The organism is Halococcus salifodinae DSM 8989 (assembly GCF_000336935.1).
Classification (GTDB): domain Archaea; phylum Halobacteriota; class Halobacteria; order Halobacteriales; family Halococcaceae; genus Halococcus; species Halococcus salifodinae.
Map to the genome: position 1 here is coordinate 230618 of NZ_AOME01000051.1, position 24420 is coordinate 255037.

At 66.3% G+C, this 24420-nt stretch carries 26 protein-coding genes; 15 read left to right on the plus strand and 11 right to left on the minus strand.

Translation table 11 applies throughout. The features are described from left to right. Positions 1–89 precede the first annotated feature (89 nt). The 4 genes from C450_RS08375 (at position 90) to C450_RS08390 (ending at position 4714) form a co-directional block, all read left to right on the plus strand. Positions 90–896 (plus strand): SIR2 family NAD-dependent protein deacylase, encoded by an 807-nt coding sequence (locus C450_RS08375; protein WP_005042585.1) that lies wholly within the window; start codon positions 90–92, stop codon positions 894–896. 136 nt (positions 897–1032) lie between these two features. Next, positions 1033–2343 carry a Single-stranded DNA binding protein gene (locus C450_RS08380; RefSeq protein ID WP_005042587.1) on the plus strand — a complete coding sequence of 437 codons (1311 nt, stop codon included), beginning with the start codon at positions 1033–1035 and terminating at the stop codon, positions 2341–2343. Next, entirely contained in the window at positions 2340–3941 is a 1602-nt protein-coding gene (locus tag C450_RS08385) for a hypothetical protein (RefSeq protein ID WP_005042590.1), read from the plus strand. The genes C450_RS08380 and C450_RS08385 overlap by 4 nt, the downstream gene beginning before the upstream one ends. After that, the gene (locus tag C450_RS08390) at positions 3941–4714 is read left to right on the plus strand and encodes a metallophosphoesterase (RefSeq protein WP_005042592.1); all 774 of its coding nucleotides are present in this window, start codon (positions 3941–3943) and stop codon (positions 4712–4714) included. Before C450_RS08385 ends, C450_RS08390 begins: the two co-directional genes overlap by 1 nt. Here C450_RS08390 and C450_RS08395 read toward each other — a convergent pair. Then, on the minus strand, positions 4699–4980 hold the full coding sequence (locus C450_RS08395; protein ID WP_005042594.1) for a hypothetical protein: 282 nt from the start codon (positions 4978–4980) through the stop codon (positions 4699–4701). The two genes, C450_RS08390 and C450_RS08395, sit on opposite strands and share 16 nt — an antisense overlap. A gap of 228 nt (positions 4981–5208) precedes the next feature. Here C450_RS08395 and C450_RS20745 point away from each other — a divergent pair, with 228 nt between their 5' ends. From C450_RS20745 to C450_RS08430, 6 genes are all read left to right on the plus strand, one after another. Beyond that, positions 5209–6237 (plus strand): DUF2332 domain-containing protein, encoded by a 1029-nt coding sequence (locus tag C450_RS20745; RefSeq protein WP_005042596.1) that lies wholly within the window; start codon positions 5209–5211, stop codon positions 6235–6237. Positions 6238–6405: 168 nt separating this feature from the next. Beyond that, a complete protein-coding gene (locus tag C450_RS22070) occupies positions 6406–6543 on the plus strand; it encodes a hypothetical protein (protein ID WP_161606948.1) in 138 nt (45 codons plus the stop codon). A 66-nt stretch (positions 6544–6609) separates the two neighbouring features. Then, positions 6610–9447, plus strand: a complete 2838-nt coding sequence (locus C450_RS08415) for a DEAD/DEAH box helicase (protein ID WP_005042598.1) — start codon at positions 6610–6612, stop codon at positions 9445–9447. 97 nt (positions 9448–9544) lie between these two features. Further along, the gene (locus C450_RS08420) at positions 9545–10957 is read left to right on the plus strand and encodes an aryl-sulfate sulfotransferase (protein ID WP_005042600.1); all 1413 of its coding nucleotides are present in this window, start codon (positions 9545–9547) and stop codon (positions 10955–10957) included. 98 nt (positions 10958–11055) lie between these two features. Further along, positions 11056–11937 (plus strand): DUF7351 domain-containing protein, encoded by an 882-nt coding sequence (locus C450_RS08425; RefSeq protein WP_005042602.1) that lies wholly within the window; start codon positions 11056–11058, stop codon positions 11935–11937. Positions 11938–12063: 126 nt separating this feature from the next. Further along, positions 12064–12342, plus strand: coding sequence for a hypothetical protein (locus tag C450_RS08430; protein WP_241430290.1), 279 nt, complete (start codon positions 12064–12066; stop codon positions 12340–12342). 15 nt (positions 12343–12357) lie between these two features. Here the strand turns inward: C450_RS08430 and C450_RS08435 are convergent, their stop codons facing one another. Beyond that, on the minus strand, positions 12358–14514 hold the full coding sequence (locus C450_RS08435) for an AAA family ATPase (protein ID WP_005042606.1): 2157 nt from the start codon (positions 14512–14514) through the stop codon (positions 12358–12360). 79 nt (positions 14515–14593) lie between these two features. Here C450_RS08435 and C450_RS23190 point away from each other — a divergent pair, with 79 nt between their 5' ends. The 3 genes from C450_RS23190 to C450_RS08450 all read left to right on the plus strand — a co-directional run bounded on the left by C450_RS23190 (position 14594) and on the right by C450_RS08450 (position 15456). Further along, positions 14594–14728, plus strand: a complete 135-nt coding sequence (locus C450_RS23190; protein ID WP_005042607.1) for a DUF7128 family protein — start codon at positions 14594–14596, stop codon at positions 14726–14728. Positions 14729–14854: 126 nt separating this feature from the next. Then, the gene (locus C450_RS08445; protein WP_005042608.1) at positions 14855–15094 is read left to right on the plus strand and encodes an amphi-Trp domain-containing protein; all 240 of its coding nucleotides are present in this window, start codon (positions 14855–14857) and stop codon (positions 15092–15094) included. Continuing rightward, positions 15094–15456, plus strand: a complete 363-nt coding sequence (locus C450_RS08450) for a hypothetical protein (RefSeq protein WP_005042609.1) — start codon at positions 15094–15096, stop codon at positions 15454–15456. Before C450_RS08445 ends, C450_RS08450 begins: the two co-directional genes overlap by 1 nt. A 33-nt stretch (positions 15457–15489) precedes the next feature. Here C450_RS08450 and C450_RS08455 read toward each other — a convergent pair whose 3' ends face one another. Further along, positions 15490–15918, minus strand: a complete 429-nt coding sequence (locus tag C450_RS08455) for a DUF5796 family protein (RefSeq protein ID WP_005042611.1) — start codon at positions 15916–15918, stop codon at positions 15490–15492. Positions 15919–16003: 85 nt separating this feature from the next. Between C450_RS08455 and C450_RS08460 the strand changes: the two genes are divergently transcribed. Further along, a complete protein-coding gene (locus C450_RS08460) occupies positions 16004–16894 on the plus strand; it encodes a shikimate kinase (RefSeq protein ID WP_005042612.1) in 891 nt (296 codons plus the stop codon). Continuing rightward, positions 16852–17157 carry a chorismate mutase gene (locus tag C450_RS08465; protein ID WP_049910014.1) on the plus strand — a complete coding sequence of 102 codons (306 nt, stop codon included), beginning with the start codon at positions 16852–16854 and terminating at the stop codon, positions 17155–17157. Before C450_RS08460 ends, C450_RS08465 begins: the two co-directional genes overlap by 43 nt. A gap of 51 nt (positions 17158–17208) precedes the next feature. Here C450_RS08465 and C450_RS08470 read toward each other — a convergent pair whose 3' ends face one another. The 8 genes from C450_RS08470 to C450_RS08505 form a co-directional block, all read right to left on the minus strand. Next, complete coding sequence (locus C450_RS08470; protein WP_005042614.1) at positions 17209–17574, minus strand: PIN domain-containing protein; 366 nt, start codon at positions 17572–17574, stop codon at positions 17209–17211. Continuing rightward, a complete protein-coding gene (locus C450_RS08475) occupies positions 17571–17816 on the minus strand; it encodes an AbrB/MazE/SpoVT family DNA-binding domain-containing protein (RefSeq protein ID WP_005042615.1) in 246 nt (81 codons plus the stop codon). The genes C450_RS08470 and C450_RS08475 overlap by 4 nt, the downstream gene beginning before the upstream one ends. Positions 17817–17984: 168 nt before the next feature. Next, entirely contained in the window at positions 17985–18782 is a 798-nt protein-coding gene (surE, locus tag C450_RS08480) for a 5'/3'-nucleotidase SurE (protein ID WP_049909962.1), read from the minus strand. Positions 18783–18865: 83 nt separating this feature from the next. Beyond that, entirely contained in the window at positions 18866–19789 is a 924-nt protein-coding gene (locus C450_RS08485; RefSeq protein WP_005042617.1) for a nucleoside hydrolase, read from the minus strand. 106 nt (positions 19790–19895) lie between these two features. Next, on the minus strand, positions 19896–21308 hold the full coding sequence (locus C450_RS08490; protein ID WP_005042618.1) for a small ribosomal subunit Rsm22 family protein: 1413 nt from the start codon (positions 21306–21308) through the stop codon (positions 19896–19898). Continuing rightward, positions 21305–22111, minus strand: coding sequence for a prephenate dehydrogenase/arogenate dehydrogenase family protein (locus C450_RS08495; protein WP_005042619.1), 807 nt, complete (start codon positions 22109–22111; stop codon positions 21305–21307). The genes C450_RS08490 and C450_RS08495 overlap by 4 nt, the downstream gene beginning before the upstream one ends. 42 nt (positions 22112–22153) lie before the next feature. After that, entirely contained in the window at positions 22154–22942 is a 789-nt protein-coding gene (locus tag C450_RS08500) for a hypothetical protein (protein WP_005042621.1), read from the minus strand. A 52-nt stretch (positions 22943–22994) separates the two neighbouring features. Continuing rightward, positions 22995–24158: a M24 family metallopeptidase gene (locus C450_RS08505; protein ID WP_005042622.1), complete on the minus strand. Its 1164-nt coding sequence runs from the start codon at positions 24156–24158 to the stop codon at positions 22995–22997. Positions 24159–24420 lie beyond the last annotated feature (262 nt).

A 24420-nucleotide genomic window follows, 5' to 3' on the forward strand; every position in this document is an offset into this window, starting at 1 on the left:
ACGTCTTCCCTGCAACGGATACCACAGTCGTTCGCGCTCGCGTTGGAGACAGACAGCGAACTTTTGCTCGCTCACCGCCATCAGTTCTCATGACCGTCGACGTCGAGGACCTCCAGTTCGCGGCCCAGGCCATCCACGAGGCCGACACCACGGTGGCGATGACCGGCGCGGGCGTGAGCACCGCCTCGGGAATCCCCGACTTCCGTGGCGAGGACGGCCTCTGGGAGCGACACGATCCCGACGATTTCCACGTCTCGCGACTCGACCGCGATCCTGGGGGGTTCTGGCGCGACCGACTCACACTCCACGACGCAGTCTACGGCGACGACATCGAACCGAACGCAGCCCACGAGGCACTCGCTGCTCTCGAATCCACGAACCACCTCGATCGGGTCGTGACCCAGAACATCGACGGACTCCACGCCGCGGCGGGCTCTGAGGGTGTCGTCACGATCCACGGTTCGGGCGAGCGCGCGGTCTGTCGGGACTGCGGTCGGCGCGTTCCGGCCGAGCCCGTCCGCGAGCGCGCCCGCGATGGCGAACTCCCGCCACGGTGTGAGGAGTGTGGTGGAGTTCTGAAGCCTGGCGTCGTGCTATTCGGTGAGCCCCTCCCCGAGCACGCGCTGTCCGAAGCCCACGCGCTCGCCGAGCGCGCGGATGTCTTCCTCGTCGCCGGCTCGTCGCTCACGGTCGAACCCGCGGCGTCGCTCCCCCGAACGGCGGCCGATCGCGGTGCGACGATGGTGCTCGTCAACCTGGAACGCACGCCGCTATCGGATCGTGCCGAGTACGACTTCCGGGCAGACGTGACTGACGTACTGCCCCGACTGCACGAGGCGGTCGTGACGGGCGATCCGCACGACCCGAAAGATCCTCCGGGGACGGGCCGGCCGTAGATTTCTGCGCCGACCCGCCGTCGCGTGCGCGCAGCGTACAGCCAGTGGCAAGCCCACCGCACAGCCCGTCCGGGGCCTCGATCGTGTCGTGAACGGGCGCGAACGCTTTTAGTCGACCCCGCTCGAAACGGATATGATGGAGCTCGACGATCATGCCGAGGAGCTCGCCTCCACCCTCGGCGTTGACAAAGCGGAGGTCAGAGCGGATCTCGAAAAGCTGGTGAACTACAGCGTCCCGATCGACGAGGCCAAAGACAGCCTCCGGCGGAAGTACGGCGACGGCGGCGGGGGCGGCGAGCCGTCGGCGCTCTCGATCGCGGACGTCTCGACCGCCGATTCCGCGGTCGCCGTTCGCGGGGTGGTGCTCACCGTCGGCAAGCGCTCGATCCGGTATCAGGGCGACGACCTCGTGATCCGGGAGGGCGAGATCGCCGACGAGTCCGGAAAAATCTCCTACACCGCGTGGGAGGAGTTCGACCTCTCGTCCGGCGACACGATCGAGATCGTCGGCGCTGGCGTCCGCGAGTGGGAGGGGAGTCCGGAGCTCAACCTCGGCTCCGAGACCACAGTTAAAATCGACGACGAGCCTCTCGACGTGTCGTACGACATCGGTGGCGACACCCACCTCTCCAAACTCGCGCCCGGCGATCGTGGTGTCGCCCTCGAAGTCGCGGTCGCGGAGGTCGAACGGAAGACCATCGACGGCCGTGACGGGGAGACTGAGATCTTGAGCGGTGTGTTCGCCGACGAGACGGGGCGATTGCCGTTCACCGACTGGGATCCACACGACGAGATCGAGGACGGGGCGTCGGTCGGGATCGAGAACGCTTACGTCCGGGAGTTTCGTGGGGTGCCGTCGGTGAACGTCTCGGAGTTCTCCACAGTAAATGCGCTCGATCGCGCCGTCGAGACTGGCGACGGCGCACCACGGATGTCCGTCCGCGAGGCGGTCGTCACCGAGGGGCTGTTCGACGTCGAAGTCACGGGCAACGTGCTCGCGGTCCGTGACGGATCGGGGCTGATCCAGCGGTGTCCCGAATGTGGCCGTGTCGTCCAGAAAGGTCAATGTCGGTCGCACGGCGACGTCGACGGCGAGGACGACCTCCGGGTGAAGGCGATCGTCGACGACGGCACTGACTCGCTGACCGCAGTACTTGGAACCGACCTCACCGCCGCGGTGTACGGCGGCGGGATCGAGGCGGCGCGCGAGGCCGCCCGTGACGCGATGGATCAGGAGGTGGTTGCCGACGACATCCGCGAGACGGTCGTGGGTCGGGAGTTTCGCGTTCGGGGCACGCTGTCGGTCGACGACTACGGCGCGAACCTCGAAGCGACCGAGTTCGAAGCGTGCGACGACGATCCTGCCGACCGGGCCCACGAGCTGCTCGATTCGGCTGACGCGGTGGCGGCCGACGGAGCAGGCGAACGTGGGCGGGTGGACGAATGAGTACCCGTCCGCAGCGCGAGACCGCCTACCGGGTGTTCGCCGCGGAGTTCGACGACACCACCCACTCGTACGCCGAGAGCGACGAGGAGCGCGCGCCGAACTACGTCGTGACGCCGACCGGCGCGCGGGTCAACCGCCTCTTTGCGGTGGGCGTCCTGACCGAGATCGAGTCGGTGAACGAGGAGCAGCTCCGCGCGCGAGTGGTCGATCCCACCGGCGCGTTCGTGGTCTACGCCGGCCAGTACCAGCCCGAGGCGCTTTCGTTCCTCGAACGTATCGATCCCCCCGCGTTCGTCGCGGTCACCGGGAAGGCCCGGACCTTCCAGCCCGAGGACTCCGATCGGGTGTTCACCTCGATCCGTCCCGAGTCGCTCGCCGCGGTCGACGCCGCGACGCGTGATCGCTGGACGGTCGCCACCGCCGAACGGACCGTCGAGCGGGTGGCGACGATGCGCGGCGCGTTCGACCGCGACGAGCGGGATGACGCGCTCAGTGAGGCGCTCGAAGCGGATGACGTCGAGGCTGGCCTCGCGGCCGGTATCCCACGCGCGATCGAACACTACGGGACGACGCCGACGTACCTCGACGCGGTGCGGGGGACGGCGCTCGACGCGGCACGGGTTGTCGCGGGCGAGCGCGAGGAAGTCGAACCGCTCGATGTCGCTCCCGACGAGGGCGACGCGCCCGAACCCGAGGAGACCGATCGTGGCGAACCGGCCGCCGAGACGTCGGACGACGCTGCTGTCGGGGCAGAGTCGACGCCGACGGCGGACGATTCCGCCGAATCCGCGGCCGATTCGGAGACCGACACGAGAAGCGTATCGGATGACGAAGGCGAGTCCACCGCCGAAACCGACGAGCCGGCCACCGTGGAAGCGACGGCCGAGCCAGGCCAGGCGTCGGAGCCCGACCGCGCGGCCGACACGGATCGAGCAACGGGAGAGGACGAGGCCGACGCCGAAGGGTCGCCAATCGAACCATCCATCGAGGACCGCGAACCGACCGGCGAAACGGACGAAACAGAAGCGAGCGCCGAAGACGCCGACAGCGAGGCGGACGAGGAGGCCGCAGCCGACGTCGACCTCGACGATCCCGAGTCGTTCGAACTCGACGACGAGGTGCGAGAGCAGGTCGAGGACGAGTACGGGACCGCTTTCGAGAGCGCCGCGGAGGTCGACGGCCCGGGCGAAGCCGGTATCGAGACGCCCGACGCTCCGGAGGAGAACGACGAAGAGACCGACAGCTCCGACGAGACTGCAACCGCTGACGCGGCTGCGGCCGACGACGCCAAATCGACAGAAACCGTCGATCCCGCCGATAGCGCCGAAGCCGAGGCGTCCGGAGCGACCGATACCGACGAGACCGAGGGAAGCGACGACGCCGACGCCGACGCCGACGGCGACACCGATCCCGAGGAGGCGGTCGTCGCGGCGATGCAGGACCTCGACGGCGGCGACGGCGCGGATCGCGAGGCGGTCGTCGAGCGTGTGGTCGACGAGCACGGCCTTACCCCCGAGGAAGCCGACGACGGCATCCAGGACGCGCTGATGAGCGGTGAGTGTTACGAACCCGACGACGACACACTCAAATCCATCTGATGGCGCGGGCCGAATCGGCACGCGTCGAGCCCGTGCCCGGCGAACCCGCCGCCGTGATCGAGAGCGAGGACGAGCGCGCTCTCTGTGTGGCCGACTACCACGCCGGACTCGAAGCCGGGCTGGGTCGCCAGGGTGTCGAACTCCCGAGCCAGTCACGCGAACGCCGCGAACACCTGCTTTCGCTGTGCGACGAGACGAGCGCGGAGCGGGTCGTCTTCCTCGGCGATCTCGCCCACGCCATCGGCGGCGCACGGGGAGCCGAGCGCGACGAGCTCGAAACGCTGTTCGCCGCACTCGACGGCCGGGCGTCGGTGACGGTCGTGAAAGGCAATCACGACGGCGCAATCGACTCGCTGGCCGACGAGGTGGGAATCGAGATCAACGTGACACCGACCGACGGCACCACGTTCGGTAACGTGGGACTCGCACACGGCCACACGTGGCCGAGCCGGGAGGTACTGGAGTGTGAGGTGGTCTGTGTCGGCCACGAACATCCGACCGTGCGCCTGGAGGACGACGTGGGCGGGAGCCGGGCCGAGCGCGCGTGGCTCCGCGGCCGGCTCGCACCGGAGCCGTTCGTCGACCACCACGGTGAGGGGCTCGCGATCGACGGAGAGTTGGTGGTGTGTCCGGCGTTCAACGACCTCTCGGGCGGGACGTGGGTGAACGTGCGTGGCCAGGAGTTTCTCGCGCCGTTTCTGCCGGACGGGCTCGCGGAAGGCGAGGCGTACCTGCTCGACGGGACCCGACTCGGGAACTACGAACGAGTCTGACCGACGAACCGCCACGTCGTTCCGATCGCCACCGCCACGAACCCGGCGACGGCGAGCACGGCGGCCGCCATCGGCGGTTCACCACTCGGAATGCCACCAGCATTCAGCGCGCGCACACTCAGACTGATCAGCAGGCCGGTACTGCCGATGAGCATCGCCACGCTGTATCGGAACCGACGACGAGCGAGAACGTCCACGAGCGACTGGGCAAACAGGAGGCCGCCGGTGACGAGATAGGCCAGCCAGGAGACGAGCGCGAGGTTCACGTTTGTGTGATGAATGACGGGAACAAAAACATTAGGCCACGAACACCATCGTTTTGTCTCCGCCGGTCGGCAACGAAAACATACTTCCTATATTCAGACGGTCACTTATCGCATACGCAAACCATTCGAGGACACTAAAATTTAAATTCATGATTGGTACTGGTACAAAATAGCTACTTCCGGGCACAGGAATACTTATCGCGTTTCTAAAACGATCTTCTCTAGTCGATGACTGGCTACAAGAATGCATTCGATAAATTCGCTCGTGTTGAGGCTAGGGGATCATCCCCACTATACGAAACGCTCTCACTTGGAGTCGCAGGCGACGAGGAGCTTCTCGTGCTTGCTGGCGAGGTTCCAAACGACCAACCTGCTCCCAATCTCCTTTTTGCTGCAACCCAGTATCTCCTTTTCGAGCGGCCGGCCGAACCGCTTGCAGACCGTTTTCCAAGCATCCAGACCTCTCGAAAACCTCCCGAAGAAAACACGTACGAGACGTTTCGAAACTTTTGTCTCGACCATCGAGACGAACTCGTCTCACTTTTCCACTCGCGTCGTGTTCAAACGAATGTCGTGCAACGGAGCTCGATTCTTCTCCCTGTCTTCGAGTATGTTTCTCGTCAGTGCAATCGAACACAGATCGGACTCGTCGAGATTGGTTCAAGCGCTGGCCTGAATCTGCTATGGGACAGATACGGTTATCGCTACGGAGGACACGCACAGTGTGGAGACCGCCAGAATCCAGTACAACTGTCGTGTGATGTCCGTGGTGGTAACAGCCTGCCGCTCCCTGACAAACTGCCACCGGTAGGGAAACGACTTGGAATCGACCTCAATACGCTTGACGTTCGAGATGAAGACGATGTACGCTGGCTTCGTGCCCTCATCTGGCCTGAACACGAAGAGCGACGGGACATGATCGAAGGAGCAGTTTCCGTAGCTCGTGAATCACCGCCGGAGCTTGTGGAAGGAAATGCATTGACTGAGCTGCGAAACATCTGCAACAAAGTCCCAAAGGACGAACAACTATGTCTTTTCAACACCCACGTTCTCTACCAATTCACCTCTCAACAACAAGAAACGTTCGCGGAACTCGTCGACGGGATCGGACGGGATCGAGATCTGTTCTGGGCGAACTGTGAGTGGCATGGCGATGAACCCGAAGTACGCTTTGTCGAGTATACTAATGGGGCGAAATCTACTGGTGTTCTGGCGCTTTACGATGCACATGGACGGTGGATAGAGTGGTGTCACTGATTACTAAACATCTTGAAGTTGGCCGGAGAAATCCACCATGGATGATCTGCTGAGATCTGTCTGATGGGACTCGATTCCAGACGAAACCGAACTATTTGTGTCTCAATCACGGGTCGTGTTCGGTAACCCGACAGAACTTATGACACAGAACTCACCGCACCACAAGACGTGATCAAGCGGCTCCGCGGCCTGGGAACTGTCGCGTTCCGGACCGACGGGAGTTCGATGCTGAGCTTCTCCGGAATCCCGAACTACGAGGCGGTCGCCGACGCGGTGCGGGAGCGACAACGCGCGTTCGAAAGCTGACTGCCGGTTCCGGCGAAACGTCGGTGAGACGGAGTTCTTAATCGGCTCGCGCCCCTTCCCTATTCAATGGCAGACAGCGAGGCCGCCGGCCCTGCGGCGGCCTTCACGCATCTCGGGAGTGCGGTCAGGACGGCGCTCTCCGAGCGCGGGTTCGAGACACCCACCGAGCCACAGCGCAAGGCGATCCCGCCGCTCGCCGCCGGCCGGGACGGCCTCGTGATCGCGCCGACGGGAACCGGCAAAACCGAGACCGCGATGTTGCCGGTGTTCGACGCGGTCGCCGGGACGGAGCGGTTCGGTATCTCGGTGCTCTACATCACGCCACTCAGGGCGCTCAACCGCGACATGCGCGACCGACTCGACTGGTGGGGCGACCAGCTCGATCTCGACATCGACGTTCGCCACGGCGACACCACCCAGTACCAGCGACAAAAGCAGGCCAACGATCCGCCCGACGTGCTCGTGACGACGCCCGAGACCCTCCAGGCGATGTTGACTGGCGAGAAACTCCGGAAAGCCCTGTCTGACGTCTCACATATCGTGATCGACGAGGTCCACGAACTCGCGGCATCGAAGCGCGGCGCACAGCTCACGATCGGGCTCGAACGCCTCCGCGAGCTCGCGAACGCGTTCCAGCGGATCGGGCTCTCGGCGACCGTCGGCGACCCCGGCGAAGTAGGCAAATTCCTCACCGGTGATCGGGGCTGCGAGCTGATCGAGGTCGACGTCGGCAGCCGACTCGACGTCCGGGTGCGCGAGCCCCACGTCACCGACGAGGACGAGCGACTCGCGGGCGAACTCGCCACCGAACCCCCGCTTGCGAGCCACGTCCGTGCGATCCGCGATCTCGTCGCCGACAACGAGTCGACGCTGATCTTCGTCAACACCCGCCAGACCGCCGAAGCGCTCGGCTCGCGGTGCAACGCGCTCGATTTACCTATTGGGGTGCATCACGGCTCGCTCTCGAAGGAGGCCCGCATCGAAGTCGAGGACGCGTTCAAAGCCGGCGAGCTCGACGGACTCCTCTGTACGTCCTCGATGGAGCTCGGAATCGACGTGGGGCGAGTCGATCACGTGATCCAGTACCAGAGCCCTCGCGAGGTCGCCCGCCTCCTCCAGCGCGTCGGGCGTGCGGGCCACCGCGCCGATCGCCTTTCGTCGGGGACCGTTCTCACCACGCGGCCGGACGACACCCTCGAAGCGCTCGCGATCTGCCGGCGCGCCCACGAGGGCCTCGTCGAACCCGCGGAAATCCACCACGGCAGTCTCGACACGGTGGCGAACCAGATCGCAGGGCTCGTCATGGACTTCGGTGAGATTGCAGCCGCACGAGCGTACGAGATCGTGACTCGTGCCTATCCGTTTCGCGACCTCTCCCGCGAGCGGTTCAAGGCGGTCGTCCGCGAGCTCTCGGGCAATCGGATCCTCTGGCTCGACGAGGAGGCCGACCGGCTCGAAAAATCGGGCGGCACGTGGCAGTACTTCTACGCGAACCTCTCGATGATCCCGGACGAGGAGACCTACACGGTCGCCGACATGGCCTCGGGACGGACGATCGGGACGCTCGACGAGCGGTTCGTGGTCAACTTCGCGGGGCCAGGCGAGGTGTTCATCCAACGGGGCGAGATGTGGCGGATCGCGGAGGTCGACGACGAGGAGAGCGAGGTGAAGGTGAGCCCGATCGAGGACCCTGCTGGCGAAGTTCCCTCGTGGACCGGCCAGGAGATCCCGGTGCCGCGGCCGGTCGCGGGCGAGGTCGGCGCGATCCAGGGTCGGGCGGGCGAATCGTTCGCCGGCGGTGCGTCGCAGGAGTCGGTGGCGCGCGACCTCGTCGATCGCTACCCAACCGACGAGTACACCGCGAGCGAGGCGCTCGGGCCGATCGAACGCCACGCCGAGACCGACGCGCCGATGCCGACCGACGACCGGATCGTGGTGGAGTACGCAAACCGCGACGCGGTGGTGAACGCCGCGTTCGGCCACACCGTGAACGAGACGTTGGGGCGCGTGCTGTCGGCGCTGCTCGGCCAGCAGACCGGCTCGTCGGTCGGGATGGAGATCGACCCCTACCGGATCGAACTCGACGTTCCTCGCGGCGTGGCGGGTCGGGACATCGTCGAAATCCTCGAAGACACCGACCCCGCACACGTCGAGGGGATCATCGAACTCAGTCTCAAGAACTCCGACGCGCTGAAGTTCAAGCTCGCCCAGGTCGCGGCCACCTTTGGCGCGCTCAAGTCGTGGCAGGGAAACGAGCGCTTCGGCCGGGATCGGCTGCTCGCGGCGCTCGAAGGTACCCCCGTCTACGACGAGGCCGTCCGCGAGGTGTTCCACGAGGATCTGGCTGTCGAGACCGCCGGCGAGATCCTCGCGGCCATCCAGAACGGCGAGATCGCGATCGAAACTCACGGCGGTCGCACGCCCATCGGGATCGACGGGCGGTCGTCCGGAACCGAACTGCTCGCCCCCGAAAACGCCGACGCGAGCGTGATCGAGACGATCCGCGAGCGGATCCGGGAGGACCGGATGCGTCTGCTCTGTCTGCACTGCGAGGAGTGGGAGCGCACCCAGGAGGTGGGCCGAATTCCCGACCAGCCCGAGTGCCCGCTGTGTGGCTCGACTCGGGTCGCGGCGCTCAATCCGTGGGCCGAGGAGGTCGTGGCGGCGGTTCGGGCCGACGAGAAGGACGACGAGCAGGAAAAACAGACCCAGCGCGCCCACCAGGCCGCGACGCTCGTCCAGAGTCACGGCAAGCAGGCCGTGATCGCGCTCGCCGCCCGCGGGGTCGGCCCACACAACGCCGCCCGGATCATCGCGAAGCTCCGCGAGAACGAAGACGATTTCTACCGCGATATTCTGGCCCAGGAACGTCAGTACGCTCGCACCCAGTCGTTCTGGGACTGATGGGGAGGCGGTGTATCCCTGGACGATCCTCCGTGGTCACGTACTGCGACCCCATCCGTTTCGCAACTGTTATTGTTCGATTCGGACATAATCTGGTATGGCCGATCTGCCGCCCCGTCGGTGGCTCGTTCGTGGGCTACTGGGGGTGATCGTGGTCTCGCTGTTGCTGTTCAGCGGTGTGCTGACGCTCTCGTACGAGGAGCCGACGCTCGAAACCAGCGTCACCGAGTCCGCGCCCGAGGGCGATACGGTGGTCGCCAGTCAGGGCTGGAACGCACGCAACGTCTCGCTGCCCGGCCGTCCGGCCCGGCTCGTCTCGGTCAATCAGTCGGGTGCCGTCGAGTGGACACACGGCGGACCGAACGGGACCGACAACTGGTTTTACGACGTCGACCCGCTGCCGAACGGCAATCTGCTGGTCGTGAACCCGGTCCAGGACAACACCGTGGTTTACGAGTTCGATCCCGACACGCAGAAACGGGTCTGGACCGAGCGGTTCGATCTCGTCGACATCCACGACGTCGATCTCATCAACGACGACGAGCTCCTCGTCGCGGGCATCAACTACGACGAGGACCGCCCGAGCCGGGATCGGGTGTTCGTCTACAACCGCACCACCAACGACGTGACGTGGAAGTGGCTGTTCAAGAACCACTACCCCGCCGACGCGGACAAGGGGGTCCGAACCGAGGACTGGACCCACGTCAACGACGTCGATGCGGTCCGCAATGGCGAGTTCCTCGTCTCGGTCCGCAACATGGATCAGGTGATTTCGATCAACCGCTCGACGAAGGACATCGAGCTGCGTCTCGGTCGGGACGACGATCACGAAACGCTGTACGAACAGCACAACCCGACGTATTTCGAGAGCGAGAACGGGACGCCCACGATCCTGGTGGCGGATTCGGAGAACGATCGAATCGTGGAGTACGCCCGCGTCGGCGGACCACCGGGCGAGGGTGAGTGGAAACGCACCTGGACCCTGACTGGCGATCTGAACTGGCCGCGCGACGCCGATCGCCTCCCGAACGGCAACACCCTCGTGGTGGACTCGATGAACCACCGGGTGATCGAGGTCACACCGGCCGGTGAGGTGGTTTGGGAGATGGACGCTCCGTGGGCCACCTACGACGCCGAGCGGGTGGCCCACGGCGACGAGCCAGGCGGACCGACCATCACCGATCAGAACGCTTCGGGGAACGTCACGCTCTACGGCGGGAGCGAGACGGGTGTCTCTGGTGCACCGACGATTCCGAGCGCCGTCAAGGGTGTGGTTGCGAAAACACCGCTGCCGGCCGGAGCGACGGCTCTCGCCGAGAGCTGGCGGCGGGTCTCGCCGTGGTTCAAGCCGACGTGGATGCCGATCTGGGCGTTTTCGATCGTGGTGGTCTCGCTGAGCGTGCTGTTGGTCTGGGGCGTCGGCGAGGGAGTTTATCAGCGCCGGCGCATCCAGCAGCGACTCGCGGGGTCGCTCGGGAGTATCCGCCACCGACTGGAACGCGGTCGGTAACGCTGGGCTGACGCGATACCGACCGTCGACGACAGCATTTCGTCGCCGCCGATCGACTGCCCGAGAAAGTTTTTACCTTCCCTGCCAGTAGTCCGCGTATGAGCAAGCCGGACATCCAGGAGTGTGTCGAGTGCGTCGCACCGGCCGACGCGTTCGCGCTCATCGGGAACGAGACCCGGCTGAGCATCCTCGAAGCGCTCTGGCGCACAGACGAGGAACCCGTGCGGTTCTCGACGCTCAACGATGCGGTCGGCATGCGTGACAGCGCGCAGTTCAACTACCACCTCGGGAAGCTCACCGACCAGTACGTCCGGAAGACCGACGACGGCTACGAGCTCCGGAACGCCGGCGCGAAGGTCGTCCGAGCGGTGATCGCGGGGTCGTTCAACGAACACCCGCACCTCGATTCGTTCGCGATCGACGACGGCTGCACCCGGTGTGGCGAGGCGCTCGTCGCGAGCTACGCCGACGAGATGCTGGCGCTCGACTGTCCCGACTGCGGCCGGGCCCACGGCGAGTACTCCTTCCCGCCCGGCGGGCTCCACGACCGCACGAACGAGGAGGTGCTCGACGCGTTCGACCAGCGGGTGCGCCATCTCCACTGCCTCGCGAAAGACGGCGTCTGTCCCGAGTGCAGCGGCCGAATGGAGACCACGATCTCGAAGGAGGGCGAGTGCTGTCTCGGCGTCGGGCTCCGGGCGGATCACGTCTGCGAGCACTGCGATCACAGCCTCTGCTCGGCGATCGGGCTGAGTCTGCTCGATCGTTCGCCCGTCGTGGCCTTCTACCGCGACCACGGGATCGATCTCGGGGCGCAGCCGTACTGGCAGCTCGGCTGGTGTGTGAGCGACGATTATACTACTGTTCGGTCGGACGAGCCGTGGGAGCTCGAAATCGACATCGTGCTCGACGACGAACGGCTCCGAGCGACCCTCGACGGCGATTTGGCGCTCGTCGATAGCCAGCGCATCGACGCCTAACTCTCACGGCGATTCTCTCGCGGTGTGTTCGGCCCCGGTAGCTACTGAACTCGATTTCAGTAGCCATTGTTACAGAAATGATTTTCAGATTATATTTATTGGAATCGGGGCCGTGTCTCTACCTGTATGAGGCGACGAACCACTCGGCACGGGCGGACTGGGGAACCGCGGCTGGACAGGCAGATCGGATGGGGCGAGCTGGTGGTCGTGAGCGGGATGGCGCTGTGCATCCCGCTGGTGCTGTGGACGATCACCAACCCGCTGCTCGCAGCGGGCGTCGGCGCACTCGCGGTCGGCGCGTACGTGCTGGCGCGAATCGGCGCACGACTCGTCCGGGAATCGGTCGGCAGCAAGACCGACGAAACGAGCGAAGCGGGCGGCACGAGCGGCCAGACAGCCGACTGAATCGGCGAGCCGGCCTCACTCGAAGGTCGGCTCGACGGACTCGCGTGCGGTTTCGAAGTGCTCTTCGGTGATACTGATCTCGTCGGCGTGAGTTTCGGCCTCCTCCGGGTCGTACGCGCCCGCGATCTCGCGGATCGCGCGCATCGAGGCCGCCCGGCAGAGCGCCTCGATGTCTGCCCCTGAGTATCCCGCGGTGTCGGCAGCCAACCGATCGAGATCGATGTCGTCAGCAACCGGCTTCTCGCGGGTGTGGACGTCGAGGATCGCGCGCCTCGCGGCCTCGTCGGGCGCGGGGACTTCGACGTGGGATTCGATCCGGCCCGGACGCAACAAGGCGGGATCGATCGCGTCCCGGCGGTTGGTGGCGGCGAGCACCATCAAATTGGGGTTCTCTGCGAGCCCGTCGATCTCGGTGAGGAGCTGGGAGACCACGCGCTCGGTGACCTCGTGTTTCTCGCCGCGCCCGCCGGCGATCGCGTCGATCTCGTCGAAGAAGACGATCGCGGGCGCGGCCTGGCGCGCCCGATCGAACACCTCACGGACCGCTTTTTCCGATTCGCCGACGTAGCGATCGAGGATCTCGGGCCCCGCGACCGAGATGAAGTTGACGTCGCTCTCGCCGGCGAGCGCGCGGGCGAGCATCGTCTTCCCGGTTCCGGGCGGGCCGTGGAGCAGCACGCCGGCTGGCGGATCGGTCGCGGCCGCTTCGAACAGGGCACCGTATGAGAGCGGCCACTCGACCGCCTCCGTGAGCGTCTGTTTCGCGGCGTCGAGCCCGCCCACGTCGTCGAACCCCACATCGGGCGTCTCGGCGACGTACTCGCGCATCGCCGAGGGGTCGACGGCCGCCATCGCGCGCTCGAAGTCCGCGCGGGTGACGTCGAGTGCGTCGCGTTCGTCGCGGCCCCGGAGCGCCGCCATCGCGGCTTCGACCGCGAGCGATTCGAGGTCAGCACCCACGAACCCGTGAGTGCGGCCAGCGAGCCGATCGAGCGAGACGTCGTCGGCGAGCGGCATCGAACGGGTGTGGACGTCGAGGATTTCGCGCCGTCCCGCCTCGCCCGGCACGCCGATCTCGATTTCCCTATCGAACCGGCCACCCCGCCGGAGTGCGGGATCGATCGCGTCCACTCGGTTGGTCGCGCCGATCACGACCACCCGGCCGCGGTCCTCCAGCCCGTCCATCAGCGTCAGTAGCTGGGCCACGACGCGGGTCTCCATGTCGGCGTCGTCGCCGCGCGCGCCCCCGATCGAGTCGATCTCGTCGATGAAGACGACGGCGGGCTCGTTCGCGGCCGCGGCGTCGAACGCCTCGCGGAGCTTTTCTTCGGACTCGCCCTTGTACTTCGAGACGATTTCTGGTCCCGAGATGGTCGAGAAGTGGGCGTCGACCTCGCCGGCCACCGCCCGCGCGATCAGCGTTTTCCCCGTTCCGGGCGGCCCGTAGAGCAGCACGCCGGAGGGGGGATCGATCCCCAGCTCCTGGAACAGCTCGGGTTCGGAGAGGGGAAGCTCGATCATTTCTCGCACTTGATCGAGTTCGTCGTCGAGCCCGCCGATGTCCTCGTAGGCCACGCGGGGTGTGCCGTCGCCGCCGGTCGCGTCGGTCGCGGGAGCCGATTCCACTCCGCTGGCGGTCCCTGTTTGTGCGGGTTCGCTCGACGCCGCGCTCCCGGCGCGGGTCGTGACTCGTGTCTCCCGAGTCACGCGAACGGTACCCTCTGGGCGGGTCGCGGCGATCGAGAAGGCCGTCGGGCCGAGACGTTCGATCCGGAACTGCTCGCCCGCCTTGATCGGTCGGTCGAGCAGTGCGCGTTTGAGCAGCGCCGCGAGATCGTCGGCTGCGGCGTCGACTGAGCCCGGAACGTCGATCGTGATTCGGTCGGCGTCGGCGACCGAAACGGGGCGGACCCGTACTGTGTCGCCGACGTTCACGCCGGCGTTGGTCCGGGTGTCGGCGTCGACCCGGACCGCGTCGCCAGCGAGATCGCCCCCGGCGGGCCAGACCTTCGCCACGGTGGCGTGTTCGCCGACGATCACGACGGTGTCGCCGCTGAGGACGCCCAGCGAGCGCCGCGCGGATTCGGGGAGCCGCGCCACCCCCCGCCCCGCGTCGCGTTTCTGTGCGCCAGACACCGTGAGTTCGACGCCGTCGTCGTCCGCACCGGACATACTCCGGCTTGTGGGCCGACCGTCTTCAGCGTTCGCAGTCGGAGTAACGTATTTCATTGTCGGCGATCGAAACCCGGACATGGTGGTCGAAACCGAGCGCGACGGCACGACGTGGTACGAGTGCGAGGAGTGCGGGCTCATGTTCGACGACACCGACGACGCGACACAGCACGAGGCGAACTGCGACGCCGAAGACCCGAACTACATCCAGTAACGACGGGGATTCTCGGACCCCTACTGCTCGGCCGGCAGCGTCGTCGGGGCTGTATCGACACGAGTCATCGGACCATCACCATCAACCGGCGGAATATTTAATCGGAATCGTCGCGTAGTCGGAAGTATGGCGGAGAAAAACATCGACGAGGACGAACTCGACCGTGCCGAAGCCGCCGACCGCCTCCGCGAGATCGCGGACGATCTCGAATCTGGCGAGGATTTCGACGTCGATATCCGCAACAAGACGATCTCGCTTCGTCCGCCTTCGGTCATCGGCTTCGAGGTCGGGGCGCGAGAGAGCTCCTCGATCCTCCGTGGCCGGCGTGAGTCGGTGACGATCACGATGGACTGGAGGCCGGACTGATGGCGATTCTCGACAGCGTCGTCATCTTCCTCGTCAGTCTGATCCTCGGGACGGTCGGGATCTACGCCGGGGTTCGACTCGTTGCCGACCGCGACGTCGGATACACCAACGCCGCCATCACGGCCCTGATCGGTGCGCTGGTGTGGGGATTGGTGAGTTTCTTCATCGGCTGGGTCCCGCTTCTCGGACCGCTGCTGATGCTCGTCATCTGGATCGGCGTCATCAACTGGCGCTATCCAGGTGGCTGGGTCGCCGCGGCCGGGATCGGTCTCGTCGCCTGGGTCGTGGTCTTCATCGTGGCGTACGTGCTCGCGACGGTCGGGTTCATCACGCCGGACGCGCTCGGCGTCCCCGGAATCTGAACCGTCCGGTGCTTCGGTTTTCGTGGCCGGCACTCAGTCCTCGGCGACGATCTCGAACGCGCGCTCGCCCATGTCGTCCTCCTCGAAGACGAACACTCGACCACGGGCGGACTGGGGATCGGCGTCGACGATCGTCCGATAGCCCGTCTCGCGGACGCTCACGCCGGGGAACAGCGTGGTCTCCTCGTCCTGATCCAGCAGGACGCGTCCCACGCCGGTGTCCGCGATGATCGAGTCGGCGGTCGTGCGGTCGTTGACGTAGACCAGCACGCCCTCGGTTTCGGTGGGGTCGGTCACGAGGACGTGGACCTCCTTGCCCGGTGCGGTCGTGAGCTCGCCGGTGACCGTCTCTGGAACGCCGCCGTAGAACACTTCGCGGCCGTCGGTGTACTCCACCACGATCCCCGCATCGGTGAGGTCCACTGGAAGGGTGTCCGGCGAGAACTCGCTGCGCTGGCTCATGCGAGCGATAGCGCCGCCACCAGCAAAAGCGACGTGCTCGAACGCCGACCGGCAGCGGTAAGTGCGACTGTCCGAGAGCCTCCCCATGAACGGACGTGCGAGCGCACCGGCAGCGGGCACGATCATCAACGCGCTCGCCACCGGCCGCGGCGCAGCGTTCGCCATCGACCGCGAGACGACCGCGACGGTCGAACTCCACGACGAGGGGGACGTCACCGGTGAGATCGACGGCGCACCCGACGCCGACACCCGACTGATCGAGCGGTGCGTCGAACTCGTCGTCGCGGAGTACGGCGACGGTGAGGGAGCACAGGTGAAAACCGAGAGCGAGGTTCCGATGGCCGCCGGGCTGAAGAGTTCGAGTGCCGCCGCGAACGCCACCGTTCTCGCGACGCTCGATGCGCTCGGGGTGCCGGTCGACGACGGCGAAGGACGCACATCGGAGAGCAGCGCGGCCGCGGTGTCACGCGAGGCGGCCGCCAGGCTCGGCGTGCGCGCCGCCCGCGAGGCTGGCGTTACCGTGACGGGCGCGTTCGACGACGCCAGCGCCTCGATGCTCGGTGGCGTCACCGTCACCGACAACACGGGCGACGAACTCCTCGCGCGCGAGACGGTCGAGTGGGCGGTCGCGGTCTGGACGCCCGACGAGCGTGCGTTCAGCGCCGATGCCGATGTCGCGCGGTGCGAGCGGGTCGTGCCCGTCGTGGAGGTGACGACCGACCTCGCGCTCGCCGGCGAGTACGAGCGCGCGATGACCGTGAATGGGCTGGCGTTCTGTGCGGCGCTCGACTTCCCGACTGAACCCGCGATCGCGGCGCTCGCCCACGTCGAGGGGGTCTCGCTGTCGGGCACCGGGCCGAGCTACGTCGCGGTCGGCGAGCGATCCGAAGTCGAGAAGGTACAAGAGGCGTGGGACGAGTACGAGGGACATACATGGCTGACGACGACCCGGACCGACGGTGCATGGACGGGATGAGCCTCGACGAGCTGCGAGCGGAGATCGAATCCATCGACCAGGAGCTGGTCGAACTCATCGCGCGGCGCACGTACGTCGCCGAGACGGTCGCCGACGTCAAGCGCGAGCGTGACCTTCCGACGACCGACGAGCGCCAGGAGGAGCGAGTGATGGAGCGCGCCGGTGAGAACGCAAAGCGCTTCGGCGTCGACGACAACCTCGTGAAGGCGACCTTTCGACTACTGATCGAACTCAACAAGGTCGAACAGCGCGAGCAGCGCTGAGAACGGCTGCCCCGGACGAGAGAATCTGACTCACCCCTCGTCTTCCGGTTCCTATGGCATTCTCTCGACGTCGATGTTCTCGTAATCGGTTTCTGACGAAAGTACGTCCAGCGAACGTGTTTCCGCCGTCGCTGCGTGGAACGCGTCGAACGGCGTCATGCCCTCGTCGTAGTAGTTGACGGCTTTCAGAACGACTTGTTTCTCTTCTTCGTCACGTACGGGAACGAGTTCGAGGAGGTTCGCCACGAGCGGAACGAAATCGAACTCGTAACGCTCGCGCGCGAGGACGAGTTCGAGATACGAGAACGCCGAGGTTTCGACCTCGTGCTCATCAAGCGCCTCTTCGGCCGAACCCTGCAACCAATCGCTGTCCTTCGCGAGTGCGAGCAGGAAGTCGGTTTCGACGTACACCGTCATCCGTCGTCGTCTCTCCGCCGAGCGTCGGCCTTCGCCGCCGCTTCGATATCCGCTTCGATGGTTTCGATGGCTGCGTCGTCGAGGTCACCTGCTGCCCGACGGACGGCCGCAAGCGGGTCGTCCGCGACTGGAACGAGTTCGATGCGGTCCTCGTACGTGACGAGATGGTACTGCTCGCCGTACTGCTCCCGCACCTCTTTCGGGATGTACAGCCGTCCCTGTGCGTCCGTCTCCGTTGACATGGACGAAGCTACGGTGGTGTCCTGAATGAATCTTCCCACTGATTTGTTGATGAGTTTCGGTTGCCGGCTTCAGGGTCGTCGGACGACGGCGTTCGATCGGTAGAACGAATCGAACAGCGGGACGGTAGGAGTGCCACAGCCGTCACGTCCCGTTCCGCTTCGAGAGGCTCACTCGCCGTCGCGGTACGCCGCACAGACGGTATCGAGCGTGTCGTGGTGTTCGGTGGTGTGGGGCGCGGTCAGCGGCGAGACGCTCACCCGGCCCTCGACCACCGCGCGCCGATCGGTCCCTTCCGGGTCGAGAACGTTCCCCTCGTCCATGCGCTGCCAGATGTGGTCGCTGAGGGTGATGGTCGAACCGTCGCGGACGGCGTCCATCTCGTAGACCGTCGAGGGATGGGTGGTCTCCATCGCGGCGCGTTCGCCGGTCGAGCGTGCGGGGATCGGTGCGTTCACGTTGAGGTAGTCGGCGTGGTCGAACACGCCGTTGCCGGTGGCGTTGTCGACGAGGTGGGTCGTCGCGCGGACCGCTTCGTCGTACTCGGACTCGCGGGCGGCGTACTCCCGGAAGTCGATGTCGCCGCCGGGGATGTAGAGCGAGACCGCGATCGCGGGCACGTCGAAAAAGGTGGCCTCGACTGCGGCGCTGACAGTACCAGAACGGCCGAGGACGTACTCGCCGAGGTTCGCGCCCTGGTTGCAGCCAGAGACCACGAGATCGACATCGGGACAGAGCGAGCCGACCCCCACCACCACGCAGTCGGCGGGCGTCCCGGCGACCGCGTAGCCCAGCTCGTGTTCCTCGACGGTGACGCGGTTCGAGAGCGTGCGCCCGACCGCACTCTGATCGTCGGCGGGCGCGACGACCGTGACCTCGCCGATGTCGTCGAGTGCGTCGTAGAGCACCCGGAGACCCGTGCTCTCGATCCCGTCGTCGTTGGTCAGGAGGACGTGCATGCGCTGCATCCGGACGGGGGTCGCAAAAGCGCACCGCTGAACCATCGCCCACGGCTACACTATCGAACGACCGCCCACGGCCCGCGAGTCGCTCACAGCCCGCGGATCGCGTCGACGATCCGGTCGCGGTGGGCCGACTCGTCGACGTCGAGTGCGATCTGCGCGGTCGGGAGATCGTCGGTCGCCCCCTCGATGTCGGGGGCGATCGCCCCGCGGAAGGGGCCGTCGCCGGCCCCGACCGCGACGGGAACCTCCCGGTAGTCGAGCACGTCGTCGAGGATGTCGACGATCACGGTCGCGTCGTGGATCGCCTGATCGCCGGCGAGCGCGCCGTCCCGGATCGCCTCGACCTCGCTGTATCCGAGCCACGCCGCGAGCGTGCGCTGGGGTTCGTCTTCCTCCGCGAGTTCCTCGATCGTCCTCGCCGGGACCGTCGCTGCCTCCGTGACATCGAGGCCGACCACCTTGGGCGTCGCGCCGCGGAACACCCGAGAGACGGCCTCGGGATCGACATAAAAGTTGAACTCTGCCGCCGGGGTGACGTTGCCGGGACACAGCGCCGCGCCGCCCATCAGGTAGATGTCGTCGACGGTCGCGGGGAGGTCCTCGTCGATGGCAAGCGCGGTTGCGAGGTTGGTCTGGGGACCGATCGCGACGATCGTGAGGTCGTCGCCGTATTCACCTACTCGATCGCGGATGAACTCGACGCCGTGCTGGCTGACGGGCTCGCCCGTCGGTTCGGGCGGGTCGCCCCTGATCCCGCCTGGGCCGTGGATCTCCTCGGCGGTTTCGAGGTCACGACACAGCGGGCCTTCACACCCCCGCGCCACGGGCACGTCGGTTCGATCGAGGTGTTCGAGGATCGAGAGAGCGTTGTGGGTGGTGTTTTCGACGGCGGTGTTGCCGGCGACGGTGCTCACGCCGACGACCTCGATCTCGTCGCTCGCGAGCGCGATCGAGAGCGCGACGGCGTCGTCACAGCCGGGATCGGTGTCGAAGAGGACTTTCTGGGTCATGTCCCGCCCTCGTGGGCGATCGATATATACTGTGGGACGAGGGCTCTGTTTCAGGCCGACCATTCGACGAGCCTCTCTGGATTTCAGCGCACTCGCCGACCACACATCACACGGGAATCCGGTCGACGACCGTCTCGGCGTCGACCACGAGGTTGTAGGCGTCCTCGTCGTCGTTCCAGAGCAGGAGACCGTTCTCGAACCGGAGGAGTGAGCCGTACTCCGCCGCGAGCAGGTCACGATTGAGTGCCGACTCGCGAACACAGACCGCGTAGTGATCGGTTCGCTCGCTGCCGTCGCTGATCTTGAACAGCGGGTTGTCGCCCGCCGCGAGCGAGTGGCTGAGCTTCGCGGCCACGAGATCCACCCGTTCAGAGACGTGGCGTTCGGCGTCCGCCATCTTCGCCGTGCGGCCGGCGTCGGGCGTGAACTCGATCCGTCGCCGGCCGTCGGTGCGGAGGATCGAGTGAGAGTACTGAACGTCGACGTTCACGAACTCGCCTGGTTCAGCGTCGGGACCGCTCGCTGCATCGTCTAGCCGGCGTTGAAACGGCGGCACGGCGAGATCGGGTTTCACATCGAACGACCAACCGCGATCGGTGGGCGCGTGGCCCGGCCACAACCGCACCGTCGGCGCGTAGATCGACGCTGGCCCCTCGTCGGCCACGCTTCGCTCGATCTCCCGAAGACCGATCGACGTCTCGCGGTCGGCGGGGGCGAGCGCGACCACCGAGCCGTCGGCCGCGAGCGAATCGAGCGCGCGCTCGACGATTCCGATTGGTTCGTCGAGCTCGCTCAGGACGTTCGCCGCCAGCACGAGATCGTACTCGTCCTCGAACGTGAACTCCTCTATCGGAGTGCGGTGGATCGTTGGACGGAAGTTTTTCCCTGTGCCGTCGAGCAGCGCGTCGAGCACGTCGGCCGCGGGGCTCGGCTCGACCGCGTGATACTCCACGAGGGCGTCGTCGGGAAGGAGGTCGGCGAGGCCGATGGCCGGGCCACCGACACCAGCGCCGATGTCGAGAACCCGCAACCGGCGAGGAAGCAGTCCGTCGGCGGCGAGGTCGGCGAGCACGTACTGGATCGCGGCGTAGTAATCCGGGAGGTGGTAGATCGCGTACGCGAGCGCCGTCTCGGCGTCGTACTCTACCTGTGCGCCCGCGAAGTACGATTCCTTGAACGTCCGGATGCGCTCACGGAGGCCGTTGCCCGATTCGCCGTCGGGCCATCCTGGACCGCACCGTTCGACCAGCAGGTCTTCGAGCCGTCTGGCGTGGGACTCGGGAAACCGCTCGACACCGTCGAAGTCGAGGGCGATCGGTTCCTCGGAGACGGGGACGAAGATCCCGTCAGCCCGCTCGACGAGTCCGAGATCGACCGCCGACTCCTGGAGGACGGTCCGAACGGCGGCGGGGTGGGGCTGGCCGTCGACGTACTCGTGGATCTCTTCGGGGTCGATCGGGCGGATCTCGCGGAGATACTTCGCGTTCGCGCGGACCGCCTCGCGCTGCTCGTCGTTCATCGCTTGCCCTCACGGCCGCCGGCCGGATCGTCGCTCGGTTCGTCGTCCGATCCCCCAGCGTGGGCGTCGCGTGCCTCTCGATAGAGCCGTTCGAACTCCTCGTCGTCGGCGTTGGCGATTCGCGCTGCGGCGTCGGCGACCGCCTCCGCGCCGTCGAACGCGGTCTGGATCTCGCTGTAGACGTCTGGCGATCCCGAGAGGATCTGGTCGGCGAGCGTATCGAGCGGACCGGAGATCGGGGTGTGAAACTCCTCACGAACGTCCTCGGCGGCGAGTGCGTAGGCGAGCACCGCGGCGTGGGTGCGGGCTTGAACTGTGGCCATCGCCTCGTCGTGCTCGTCGGGCGTGGTCTCGAAGAGATCGTTCTCGGCCGCGAGCGCCGCGCGGATCTCGTCGGTCACCGGACCGGGTGCGTCCGCGACCACGGCGACGGTACCGGGCGAGTTCTCGGGTGCGAACAGCGGGTGGAAGCTCACCCGCTCACGGTCGGGGGCGTGCTCGGCCATCGCCGTCACGGGGTCAGTCATCACTCCAGTGATGTCGAAGATCGCGCGGTCGGCCTGCGTGGCGTGCGCGGCGATGCGTTCCTCGACCGCCGAGATCGGGACCGCCAGACAGACCGCATCGAAGTGCTCGTCGCTGTCGAGTGGTATCGTCCGTCCGTCGATCGCGTCGGCAGCGGCCGTCGCGGCGTCGGGATCGGCGTCGGCGAAGGCGAGTTCCGTGTCGGCCGTCCGTTTCGCGGCGACGGTTCCGGCGAACCACCGGCCCATCGTGCCAGCGCCGACGACGAGTAACTTCATTGGCCGTCGTTTCCCGGCGGGCGGCAAAAGCCTGTCCGACCGCTATTCGAGTCGCTCGCGCAGCATCGATTCGACGGCGTCGGGATCTCGAAGGGTCGCGATCGAACACCGGAACGGTATCGGCCACGGAAGGCGGCGATGAATCGTCAGCGCGTGGTCGGATCGTGCGATCGAGTGGAGCCGTTCGAGCGGGACAAAGGCTTCACCCAGCGCTCCCGAGCGGCGTACCACGAGGCCGGATTCGAAAAGCGCGTACTGTCGCTCGCGGCCCGTGACGAGTGCGTAAGCGACAAACACGCCGCCGAACGAGGCGAGGAACGTCGTTTCCGTCTCGAATTCGAGGGCGGTCACGAAGCTACCGACGATGACCACCACGGCGCCGACGAGCCACGCCGCCCGGACCCCCCATTTGTAGCGGGCGTCGGGTTCGGCGTTCCACTCGACGAGGACCCGCACGTGCGCCACGTAGCAGCGCATCGCCACGACACCCACGACCAGTCCGGCAACTGCGGGCGGAAGCAGGTAGCGGAGCCACCCGAGGGTGGCTGAAAAGGAGATGACGCCGAACGAAGCTCCGACCATGACGGCCAGCAGGGGAGCCGTCGGAGCAAACCCGAGCACGGAATGGAGGCGGCGTTCGACCGGCCACACGTCGGGATCCGTCCGCGACGCTGCGACGCCGGAAACGACGAGCAGGGCGGCGATAGCAGCCACGAACGGCAGCCGGGTGAAGAGACCCCGCCCGGTCGCCGCGGTGGCGGTGACGAGCACGACTGCCCCTGCGTAGACACCGAGCGCGAGATCGAACGCGTCGATCGGCGGGCGGCGCATGTCCTCCCCAAAAGTCACCTGGTTGAAAATGTTGGTGATCGAATCTGATTCGTTACTCGACCCGGAGCGTCTTCGGGTAGTCGGTGAGGTTCTCGTACCCGTCCTCGGTGACGACCACGAAGTCCTCGATCCGCACGCCGCCGACGGCGGGATCGTAGAGGCCAGGCTCGATCGTGACGACGTTGCCGGCTTCGAGTTCCTCGCCTTCGAAGCTCAGGCTCGGCATCTCGTGGACCGCGAGCCCGACGCCGTGGCCCGTGCCGTGGATGAATCCCGTCTCGGTCTCGGGGTCTGCTCTGAGAGTCGGCTCGCCCGAATCCTCGTAGACGTCACAGACCGCGTCGTGGATCTCGGCTCCCGTCGCGCCCGGTTCGACGGCGTCGAGCGCCGCGTCGAATGCATCCTCGGTGAGGTCGTACCACTCTTCGATCGCGTCGCTCGGCTCGCCCTTCACGAACGTTCGGGTCATGTCGGCGTGGTAGCCGGTCTCGTTGTCCCGGGGGAAGATATCGACGATGACCGCCTCGTCCGGCGCGATCGGGCCGCTGCCGCGATCGTGGGGATCGGCGGCGTCCGCACCGCTCGCGACGATGGTCTCCGAGAGCGCACAGCCCTCGCGGATGAGCGTGGTCTCGATTGCGGTCTTGACGCGCTCGGCGGTGAGTGTCTCGCCGTCGTGGACGAGTCGATCGCCATCGATCGTGGCTTCGCGCAGGAGTTCCTCGGCGGCGGCCATCGCGCGCTCGTTGGCGCGCTGGGCACCACGGACGTGGTCGATCTCCTCGTCGGTCTTCACGGCTCGAATGTCGGTGAGAACGCCCGCACCGTCGTCCTCGCTTTGCACCGCGACGTCGCGCTCGCGGAGGTCGTCGGCGACCCCGACCGGGAAGCGCGGCGGGACGAGGACGGACGAGACGTCGTGATCGTTGAGAAAAGCCGCGAGCACTTCGCCGGCGGCCTCACGGCTGCCAGCGCCATCGGTGTAATCGCTGTGGCGCGCGACGGTCTCGGCCCGGCTCGCGGTCGTCGCGCGGCCGTATTCGAGCGCCGAGACCAGGAGGTGCGTGTCGCCGTCGTAGAGCGTCACGAAGGGGTCTGGCGCGTCGAATCCCGAGAGGTAGCGCTGGTCCGGCACGTCGGAGTCGGCGTCGAGGAGGTAGCCGTCGACGCCGGCCGCGTCGAGCGCTTCGTCGAGCGCGGAGAGGTCTGGGTCCATGCACGAACCCTCGTCAGGCGCGAACAAAACGGTAGTGCTTCGGCGACCCTCGGCCTGAGATTGTGACGATCGTCAATACTTTTTCGTCTGGAACATGGTTTGTTGTGGTGACGCACGGCTGCGCGCCGCTACGTCGGCGCGCAACTCCCGTGCGAGGGATGACTGAGCGACGGGCGAAGCCCGAGCGAAGGAATCGGCCGGGGAGGCGTGTGGCCTACGGTTCTCGTTTGCGTCGGGCTTCCAATAGGGCAGGAGAGATTAC